The organism is Stenotrophomonas sp., assembly GCF_032099025.1.
Taxonomy (GTDB): Bacteria; Pseudomonadota; Gammaproteobacteria; order Xanthomonadales; family Xanthomonadaceae; genus Stenotrophomonas.
In genome coordinates this window covers 310-9,466 of record NZ_DAMCID010000012.1, presented here as the reverse complement: position 1 = coordinate 9,466, position 9,157 = coordinate 310, and the positions used below count along the sequence as shown (strand labels likewise).

Genomic DNA, 9,157 nt, shown 5'->3' with positions numbered 1-9,157 from the left:
TCGGCGCCTTCGTGCGGTACGCACCCACCGTGCCCGGCGCACACCACGGCAGCCATACCGCCCTGTCCTCGGCGCTGATGTCGGCATGGTATCGCCGGGCCGCGGGCACTGGTACGTCTGCTACGAATGGGAGACGCGACTGCGCAGATGTTTCTGTCGGGTTCTGGTAATGAACTCCACCACCACGAGCGCCTTCGCCCAAGGTCGACCCGGTACACACCAGAGCCCACCAAGACCATGGCGAATATCCCATTCTAGGCCTTCGAGCGTGCAGTCCAGGTCGGGCTCAACATACCCGGCGCGATGAATGGCGTCTGCCATTGCCTCGACTGGGGTATCGAACCATCTGTACCCCAGCGCGCAAATCGCGACCGGCTGGTCTCCAATGCCCGGATACGCAGGCAGGAGCCTCATCTGCCATTGAATGGCATCTCTCAAGGCTTGCCTGCGAAAGCCGGGATCTTGCTGCCAGCGTTGAAAAACTTCTTTCTCTAAGCTCTGCATGCGTCCATCCCAACGATAAAAGCAGTGGATGGATGTCTCCCCCGAGACTGAGAAAAACTTTGCTCCCGCAAGCATTAAGGTGGCGCGAAGAACACAAGGAACGATGAGAACTTCCCGGATAGGATGCTGGCCGAGGGCTCATTGCAGAACAGACGGAGGCTTAGCAGACACGACGAATGGAGGGGCGGTCACCAAAAACCTGCTTCGGGGGACCGCTATCGGCCAGTAGCGGACGTTCAACGCCCGGGTTCAGTGGTATCCGAGCCGAAGGCGGGGAAGTCCCACTGGAACCACTTGTTGGGCCTCAATTTGAGCCCTCTAGTTTGGTCAGGCGGTAGGCCATCTCGTCACGAACCTCAGTGTCCGAGTGAGCTGAGAGTGCCTTTAGCGCCTCAATGGCTTCTGGGGTGCCGATGTCGAAGAGCGCGTGGCTGAACCATTTTGCCACCACGCCGGAACCGGATCCGTTGTACTCGGCCATGTGGCCTAGATTTGAATTGAGCGCTTTAACGAGATATGGGACAGCGGACGGCTCTGCCATTAGCTGGAGCTCTCGCACAAGTTCTTGGTGACGGTCGTGCTCACGCACAAGAAGCATTTCGCAGACGCAGGCCGCTGTTTCCGTGTCTTCCGACTGGAGAGCAACCTCCAAAGCGAGATAGACGCGATCCTTGTCCCCAGCCTCGATGGCGCTACGAAGGTAGTTCAAGAGGAAGGACGAGCGCTTTGACGGCTCGATTGGATTCACAGCCCAGAAGCTCTCAACCTTCGTCAAGATGTCTTGGAACCAAGACACGCCATCCAGGCTCGGACTAACGTTCGCCGGCTGTGGAGGTGCAGCTTTCGGTTTGAACCAGCTAAACATGGGAATCCTCCATTGAAGCCCAACGCCAGAATTAAGCCGCGCCGCGAAGCGGCATCGGTTTGAATGAGTTGTTAGCAGAGTTCCTGTTGACGGGCATTAAGAGGCTCATCTATCCGTCCGATTCAGACGTCCACTTCCGGCCAGAAGCGGACATCGATAGTCGCGCCACAGACTGTTCGCGCAGGTGATCACGACGATTCGCCGGCTACGAGAAAGACTCGGTGCTATGTGGTCGCCTGCGCCTGCTGTAGGCGCGCCAACTGCAGACGTCCCATCTTCCTGATCTTCGGCATCGCCGATGCGGGCGGTGTATCTACGGTAAGCAGGATTGCACCGGGTTTCACGTCCAGCATGATGCGCGCGCCGATCTCGAAGCCGGCCGCCTGCATCCAGAGGCCGCGTAGCTTTAGGCACGGAACGGATATGTCGCCGGGCTCGGCTGGATAGCCAGGGTAGTACAGGGTATCGACGCGCAGGCTGTTGGGCGGATAGCGATTCAGTGCTTGTTTGCGGGGTTCAGACGATGGCGCATCAGGGCGGTTGCTGTGCATGGTAGACCTCCGATGGAAGTCTCCCTCGCCGGATGGAGAGGGAGTCGGGAGGCTGAGAACCGAACAGAGATCCGGGCGCGGCGTATTTCCACAAGGGTGTTGTATTTCACCACCCTCCCGACGCAGGACGTGCAACGCAGTGTATCTCTGTCGGAATTCTCAGGCTCCGATGGATACCTTGCGAGATATCAGCGAGCGATGGAAATCGTTTGTCTCAGTTGATTGCGACGGATTAGTTAGCGTTGCCTACGATGGTGTCGTAATCGGTCACGCCGGTTGCAAGCTGCCGTCATGCAGCCTGTAGCTGCGATGCACGATGCCTTCAGGCAGCTGATCATGCGTAATCATCACCAGGCTGCGCCCCCCCAGCGCAGCCACCATGTCATGCAGCAACGCATGCGCGGTGTCCACGTCCAGCCCTTCTGTTGGCTCATCCAGCAACAGAAGGGGTGCGCCGCGCAAGAGCGCGCGCGCCAACGCCAGCCTTCGCGCCTGACCGGCCGACATCGTCGCACCGTTTTCGCCTACCCATGCCTTCAATCCGCCAATCCGCTCTGCCCACTCGCGCAGGCGCACGTCGGCCAGCACCTGCCACAGCGTTTCGTCACTGGCCTGCGGGTCACCCAGCCGCAGGTTGTCGGCAACGCTGCCGGCGAACACCGGCGCATGTTGCGGCAACCAGGCGATCTGCCGGTGCCAGTCCGCCTGCGCCAGGCTGCGGATGTCCTGCCCGCCGTACAGCAGGCGGCCACTGTCCGGGTCCCACAGCCGCAGCAGCAGCGATGACAGCGTGGTCTTGCCACTGCCGCTGTCGCCCCGGATGGCGATGCGCTCGCCGGGTTCAAGCGTCAGCGCTACGCCATCCAGCAGCGCGCGTGCCTGCCCCGGCCAACGAAAGCCGACCTGCTCCAACCGCAGCGTTGCGGCCTGAGCGGGTAATGCCACCGGCGCGCTGGTTTCCTGCACGCCCGCCGGTTGGTCAACGATGGCTTCCAGCCGCCCGGCCGCGACGCGCCCCGACAACCACGACTGCCATGCCAGACCAATGCCGGCCCACAGTTCCAGCAACGCCACGGTGAGGAACACCAGCGCCGCCGCCTGTGCGGCATCGATGGCACCGCGCTCGAACCCATGCAGCGCCACCCACAGCATGGCGACCAGCCCGGCCGCCGCGCACACCCCATGCAGCGCGTTGCCGGCCACCAGCCGCCAGCGACGGCGCCGGTCGCGTGAGCGCAGCTGCTTGGCCGCCACCAGCACGCGCAGGTTCCAGTGTTCGCGCGCCTGCAGTGCAGTGAGATCAGCCGCGCCCTCCAGCCCTTCAAACGCCTGCGTGCGCAGTTGGCCGCGATGCAGCGCGCGGTCGCGCTCCTGGCCGCCGGCACCGCGCACGGTAAGCCACGGCACCCCCAGCCCGATCAGCAGCGCCAACACTGCCAGCAGCAGCGCCGCCGGCGGATGGATCAGCGCCGCCGACCCCACCGCCACCAGCGAGATGCCGGCCAGTGCCAGCAACGGGCCGATGGCACGCACCAGCAGCCCGTCCACTTCGCCGATGTCCGACATCAACCGCGCCAGCAGTTCGCCGGTGCGAATACCGGCCAACCGCGCCGGGGCCAGCGGCAGCGCGCGGCGGAAGAACCACACGCGCAGGTCGCGGGCGATGCGCAGGGTGACGTCGTGGCCCACCAGTTTTTCGAAATAGCGCGAGACGATGCGCGCCATGGTCAGGCCGCGGATGCCCGCCGAGGGCGAGAAGAAGTTGAAGCCACTGCCCAGCCCGGCCGCGCCGGCCAGCGCGGCGGCGGTGAGGAAGCCGCCGGACAGGCCCAGCAATGCGGTGCCGGCCAACATGGTGGTCCACAGCAGCAGCACGGTGAGCAGCAGGCGGCCGCGGTGGCGGGTAAACACACTGCGCAGGCTGTCTTCGCGCGGCAGGCTCATGCGGGCTCTCCTGCAGGCTGTGCATGTCCACTGGCGCTGAGCGTCAGGCGCGTATCGGCCCAGCGCATGGCCGTCTCGCTGTGGGTGGCGATGACCACCGCGCGGTCGCGTGCGAACGCGGCGAGGGTCTGCAGCAAGGCCGCCTCGGTGTCCGGGTCGAGGAAGGCGGTGGGCTCATCGAGCAGCAGCACCTGCGGGTCGCGCAGCAGCAACCGCGCCAAGCCGATGCGGCGCGCCTCGCCGCCGGAAAGACCAAACCCCCGCTCGCCGATCACGGTGTCCAGCCCCTGCGGCAGGTGCCCGGCAAAGCGCATCACCTGCGCGGCCTCGGCTACGGCGCGCAGGCGCGCGTCGCTGGCACCGGGATCGGCCAGGCGCAGGTTGTCGGCAATGGTGCCGTGGAACAGATACGGGCGCTGCCCCGCGTAGCCCACTTCCAGCCCGGGGCGCAGCACGATGCTGCCCGAGCGCGGCGGCAACCAGCCGGCCAACGCTTCCAGCAGCGTGCTCTTGCCGCTGCCGCTGGGCCCCACCAGCGCGAGCCGTTGGCCCGCGTCGATCTGGAACGAGAGCTGCTGCACCACATCGTGTGACGCACCCAGCGGGCGCAGCACCAGGTCGCGCACCACCACCGGCGGCGCGTGCGCTTCCAGCAGTTCCGGCGCGCGTGGCGGCGGCGCGGCGGCGGCACCGTTGTCGGCCGCAGCCGGCAGCTCGCCGAGCAGCCGCTCGACCTCTGCAGCGGCGCCCAGTGCATTGGCGCGGTCGTGGTAATGCGCGGCCAGTCGCCGCAGCGGTGCGTAGAACTCCGGCGCCAGCAGCAGGCAGAACATACCCGCACCCAGCGTGGGCACCTGTGCGTGCAGCGACATCAGGCCGAGGTAACTCAAGCCCAGGTACAGCGCCACCATGGCCACGCTGACCGAGGCGAAGAATTCCAGCACGGTGGAGGACAGGAAGGCGATGCGCAGCACTTTCATGGTGCGCTCGCGCACGCCCTCGGCCGCGGCGGCCACGCCTTCCAGCTCTGCCTCGCCACGGCCGTACAGGCGCAGCAGGCCCAGGCCCTTGATGCGGTCAGCGAAGTGGCCGCTCATGCGGGCCAGCTCGCCCAGCTGCGCGCGGCCGGCGGCTTCGGCGCCCCAGCCCACCAGCATCATGAAGAACGGCACCAGCGGTGCGGTGAACAGCAGGATCAGCGCCACCACCCAGTCCACCCAGGCCACCGCCAGCAGGATGAGCAGCGGCACCACCACCACTTCCACCCGCACCGGCTGGTAGCCGGCGTAGTAACTTTCCACCGCATCGGCGTGGGCCAGCATCAGTTCGCCCAGCTCACCGCTGCGCTGCTGGCGCAACCACAAGGGGCCACGCCCGAGCAGGCCACGATAGACACGCTCGCGCAGGGTCAACCGCGCGGTGTCGGCCACATCGCCCGCCGCCGCCTGGGTGGCACTGCCCAGCAGGGCGCGCACGCCCAGCACCAGCAGCAGCCCCAGCAGCACCGGGGTGGCATCGGCCAGCGGGCGGTGTTCGACCAATACGGCCTGGATCAGCCAGGCGATGGCCGCCGCCTGCACGATCAACAGCCCTCCGGACGCGCAGATGCACAACGCCGCCATCCTCTGGCGCCCCCGCGCGGCGGTGGCAAGCCCATTCAGCCAGCTGAGGCGCTGGCGGCGCAGGGCGGAGGTCTCGATGGCGGACGCGTCGGGGGGTATGCTCAAAGCGGTTCACTGGCGCCACAGGGAGGTGCCGACCATTGTAATGGGCGCCGGCCATCCTTCCGGTGCGGCGCGCGGTCGCAGGACAAGGATGCCTACGATCACCCCGGGATTCCGTTAAGACATTGATCTCAATCAAGGCTGTTTGAAGTTGCCGGTCACAGAATTCACCCCGTAGACCCCCTTCCCGCCACCTGAAACGGCAAAACCCCCAACGAGGTAGCCAGGCCATGATCGATTCGACAGTCGTAGAACTGTCGCGGCTGCAATTCGCTTTGACCGCGATGTACCACTTCCTTTTCGTCCCCCTCACGCTTGGCCTCTCGTTCCTGGTGGCCATCATGGAAAGCGTGTACGTCATGACCCGCAAGCCGGTCTGGCGCCAGATGACCCTGTTCTGGGGCACGCTGTTCGGCATCAACTTCGCCATCGGCGTGGCCACCGGCCTGGTGATGGAGTTCCAGTTCGGCATGAACTGGTCGTACTACAGCCACTACGTGGGCGATATCTTCGGTGCGCCGCTGGCCATCGAAGGGCTGATGGCGTTCTTCCTGGAAGCCACGCTGATCGGCCTGTTCTTCTTCGGCTGGAAGCGGCTGAGCCCGGTCAAGCACCTGGCGGTGACCTGGTTCATGGCGCTGGGCACCAACCTGTCGGCGGTGTGGATCCTGATCGCCAACGGCTGGATGCAGAACCCGACCGGTGCGGTGTTCAACCCCGAAACGATGCGCATGGAAGTGGTGGACTTCGCCGCGGTGCTGTTCAACCCGGTGGCGCAGGCCAAGTTCGTGCACACGGTCAGCGCGGGCTATGTGACCGGCGCGATCTTCGTGATGGGCATCAGCGCGTTCTACCTGCTGCGCGACAAGCACAAGGACATGGCACGCCGTTCGTTCGCGGTGGCGGCGGCGTTCGGGCTGCTGTCGTCGTTGTCGGTGGTGGTGCTGGGCGATGAGAGCGGCTATGCCGCCAGCGAACACCAGAAGATGAAGCTGGCCGCGATCGAGGCGATGTGGGAAACCGAGCGTGCCCCGGCCGACTTCACCGCCTTCGGCATTCCCAACCAGCAGACCCAGACCAACGACTTCGCGATCAAGATCCCGTACCTGATGGGCCTGATCGCCACCCGTTCGCTGGACCAGCCGATTCCGGGCATCCTGGAACTGGTGGACCGCGCCGAACACCGCATCAAGGGCGGGCAGCTGGCCTACGGTGCGCTGGAGCGCGTGCGCAAGGACAAGAACGATGTCGAGGCGCGCGAGATGTTCGACCGCCACTGGCAGGACCTGGGCCACGGGCTGCTGCTGAAGCGTTACCGCGACGACATCCTCAACGCCACGCCGGAAGAAATTTCCAAGGCCGCGATGGATACGGTGCCGCGTGTGGCGCCACTGTTCTGGACCTTCCGCATCATGGCCGGGCTGGGCTTCTACCTGATCGCGTTCTTCGCGCTGGCCTTCTACTTCTCCTGCCGCAACAACTTCCATGAGAAGCGCTGGTTCCTGCGGTTGGCGGTGTGGTCGATGCCGGCGCCGTGGATTGCGATCGAATGCGGCTGGTTCGTGGCCGAGTACGGCCGCCAGCCGTGGGCGGTGGATGGCGTGCTGCCCACTTTCTACGCAGCATCGGGCCTGGCCCTGCATGAAATCCTGACCACGCTGGCGGTGTTCACGGCCACCTATACGGTGCTGCTGGTGATCGAGGTCAAGCTGATGCTCAAGGCGATCCGCACGGGTCCGGCCGACATCCTTCCGTCGCTGCAGCCCTCGCGCACGCCGCTTCCCCACAATGCCGCCGTACCGGCTCCCGGTCAGGCATAAGGCAGGAGAACCCCGATGGAAATTCTTGGACTTGATTACACCACGCTGCGCCTGATCTGGTGGCTGCTGCTGGGCATCCTGCTGGTGGGCTGGGCCGTGATGGACGGCTTCGACCTGGGCGTGGGCGTGCTGCTCCCGTTCGTGGCAAAAACCGATGACGAACGCCGCACGGTGATCAACACCGTGGGCCCGGTGTGGGAAGGCAACCAGGTGTGGCTGGTGCTGGGTGGCGGTGCGATCTTCGCCGCCTGGCCGCCGCTGTATGCGGTGAGCTTCTCGGGCTTTTATCTGGCGATCTTCGCCATGCTGTTCGGCCTGATCCTGCGCCCGGTAGGCTTCAAGTACCGCAGCAAGATGCCGAGCAAGCGCTGGCGCACCACGTGGGACTGGGTACTGTTCGTGGGCGGGCTGCTGCCGGCGCTGATTTCCAGCGTGGCGGTGGGCAACGTGCTGCTGGGCGTGCCGTACCACTTCGATGACAGCATGCGCATCTTCTACACCGGTTCGTTCTTCGGCCTGCTCACCCCGTTCGCGCTGCTGGCCGGCCTGGTGGGTGTGTCGATGATGGTGTCGCACGGCGCGGCCATGCTGGTGCTCAAGACCGACGGTGCGGTTGCCGATCGCGCGGCCCGCTATGGCAGCGTGGCTGCGCTGCTCAGCCTGGTGCTGTTCGCGGTGGGTGGCGCGTGGGTGGCCTTCGGCCTGCCGGGGTACCAGATCACCTCGCAGGTGGTGACCGACGGCCCGACCAACCCGCTGCTGAAGACCGCCGAAATTGGCGCGGTGGCCGGTGGCTGGCTGCGCAACTACAGCAGCATGCCGCTCACCCTGGTGTTCCCGCTGCTGGGCCTGGGCGGTGCACTGGCCAGTGCGGTGCTGCTGCGCGCTCGCCGGGGGTTGGCCGCGTTCCTGGCGTCAGGGGCGTCGATCGCCGGCATCATCCTGACGGTAGGCTTTGCGATCTTCCCGTTCCTGCTGCCCTCCTCCAGCCAGCCCAGCGGCAGCCTGACCGTGTGGGACGCCTCGTCGAGCCAGCTCACGCTGTTCATCATGTTGGTCGCCACGGTGATCTTCCTGCCGATCGTTCTGGCCTACACCAGCTGGGTATACCGGGTGATGCGCGGCAAGACCACGGCCGAAGACATGGCTGACAACCCGAACGCCTATTGATGGGGCGTACCGACCGTTAATTGTGTGCCGGCCTACGGGCGGCACCTACATTTGGAGAAAAGCCATGTGGTATTTCGCCTGGATCCTCGGCACCGGACTGGCCTCGGCCGCCGCCATCCTCAACGGCATGTGGTTCGAAGCGCGCGAGGCGGGAAACGTCCCAGACGACGTTCCCCCTCGGTAGACCCGACGGGTAGAGCCGACGGGTAGAGCCGACTGTTAGTCGGCTGCTCCTCTGTCAATCGGCTGCTCCAATCGTAAAAAAGGGTTGCCGATACCACCTTCACACCGTATCCTTGTCGGCTCCTTCGGGGTGTAGCTCAGTCTGGTAGAGCGCTACGTTCGGGACGTAGAGGTCGCAGGTTCGAATCCTGTCTCCCCGACCACTCAGGTGGTCGCATTGAAGCCTGGAAACGCGATTTCCAGGCTTTTTTGTCAAGGCCGTGGCAACACGGCACCGAAGGTGAACAACACGGTCCCCCTTGCCGCCGAAGGGCGGGATCGATACAATAGGCGGCTCCTTACGGGGTGTAGCTCAGTCTGGTAGAGCGCTACGTTCGGGACGTAGAGGTCGCAGGT

The 9,157-nt window shown here is 65.2% G+C and carries 8 protein-coding genes and 2 tRNA genes (1 of these 10 cut by a window edge); 5 read left to right on the top strand and 5 right to left on the bottom strand.

Annotation, left to right across the window (positions count from 1 at the left end; genetic code table 11):
- Positions 1-120 precede the first annotated feature (120 nt).
- The 5 genes from RT456_RS10240 to cydD all read right to left on the bottom strand — a co-directional run bounded on the left by RT456_RS10240 (position 121) and on the right by cydD (position 5,591).
- Positions 121-504 (bottom strand): hypothetical protein, encoded by a 384-nt coding sequence (locus RT456_RS10240; RefSeq protein WP_313345998.1) that lies wholly within the window; start codon positions 502-504, stop codon positions 121-123.
- A gap of 304 nt (positions 505-808) precedes the next feature.
- Positions 809-1,369 carry a hypothetical protein gene (locus RT456_RS10235; protein WP_313345996.1) on the bottom strand — a complete coding sequence of 187 codons (561 nt, stop codon included), beginning with the start codon at positions 1,367-1,369 and terminating at the stop codon, positions 809-811.
- Positions 1,370-1,593: 224 nt separating this feature from the next.
- The gene (locus RT456_RS10230; RefSeq protein WP_313345993.1) at positions 1,594-1,920 is read right to left on the bottom strand and encodes a SymE family type I addiction module toxin; all 327 of its coding nucleotides are present in this window, start codon (positions 1,918-1,920) and stop codon (positions 1,594-1,596) included.
- Between the two features lie 267 nt (positions 1,921-2,187).
- Entirely contained in the window at positions 2,188-3,864 is a 1,677-nt protein-coding gene (gene cydC / locus RT456_RS10225) for a thiol reductant ABC exporter subunit CydC (protein ID WP_313345990.1), read from the bottom strand.
- Entirely contained in the window at positions 3,861-5,591 is a 1,731-nt protein-coding gene (cydD, locus tag RT456_RS10220) for a thiol reductant ABC exporter subunit CydD (protein ID WP_313345987.1), read from the bottom strand. Before cydD ends, cydC begins: the two co-directional genes overlap by 4 nt.
- A 227-nt stretch (positions 5,592-5,818) precedes the next feature.
- Between cydD and RT456_RS10215 the strand changes: the two genes are divergently transcribed.
- The 5 genes from RT456_RS10215 to RT456_RS10195 all read left to right on the top strand — a co-directional run.
- On the top strand, positions 5,819-7,408 hold the full coding sequence (locus RT456_RS10215; protein ID WP_313345985.1) for a cytochrome ubiquinol oxidase subunit I: 1,590 nt from the start codon (positions 5,819-5,821) through the stop codon (positions 7,406-7,408).
- 15 nt (positions 7,409-7,423) lie between these two features.
- The gene (gene cydB / locus RT456_RS10210) at positions 7,424-8,578 is read left to right on the top strand and encodes a cytochrome d ubiquinol oxidase subunit II (protein WP_313345983.1); all 1,155 of its coding nucleotides are present in this window, start codon (positions 7,424-7,426) and stop codon (positions 8,576-8,578) included.
- 64 nt (positions 8,579-8,642) lie between these two features.
- Positions 8,643-8,762: a cytochrome bd-I oxidase subunit CydX gene (gene cydX / locus RT456_RS10205; RefSeq protein ID WP_313345980.1), complete on the top strand. Its 120-nt coding sequence runs from the start codon at positions 8,643-8,645 to the stop codon at positions 8,760-8,762.
- Between the two features lie 125 nt (positions 8,763-8,887).
- Positions 8,888-8,964: transfer RNA gene (locus RT456_RS10200), tRNA-Pro, on the top strand.
- A gap of 138 nt (positions 8,965-9,102) precedes the next feature.
- Positions 9,103-9,157 (top strand) — tRNA-Pro (locus tag RT456_RS10195) (it continues 122 nt past the right edge of the window).

Bases quoted from the DNA above. Each gene is read 5' to 3' on its own strand.
- RT456_RS10230 (WP_313345993.1), bottom strand. From the start codon at position 1,920: ATGCACAGCAACCGCCCTGATGCGCCATCGTCTGAACCCCGCAAACAA.
- RT456_RS10215 (WP_313345985.1), top strand. From the start codon at position 5,819: ATGATCGATTCGACAGTCGTAGAACTGTCGCGGCTGCAATTCGCTTTG.
- RT456_RS10235 (WP_313345996.1), bottom strand. From the start codon at position 1,369: ATGTTTAGCTGGTTCAAACCGAAAGCTGCACCTCCACAGCCGGCGAAC.
- cydB (WP_313345983.1), top strand. From the start codon at position 7,424: ATGGAAATTCTTGGACTTGATTACACCACGCTGCGCCTGATCTGGTGG.
- cydC (WP_313345990.1), bottom strand. From the start codon at position 3,864: ATGAGCCTGCCGCGCGAAGACAGCCTGCGCAGTGTGTTTACCCGCCAC.
- RT456_RS10240 (WP_313345998.1), bottom strand. From the start codon at position 504: ATGCAGAGCTTAGAGAAAGAAGTTTTTCAACGCTGGCAGCAAGATCCC.
- cydX (WP_313345980.1), top strand. From the start codon at position 8,643: ATGTGGTATTTCGCCTGGATCCTCGGCACCGGACTGGCCTCGGCCGCC.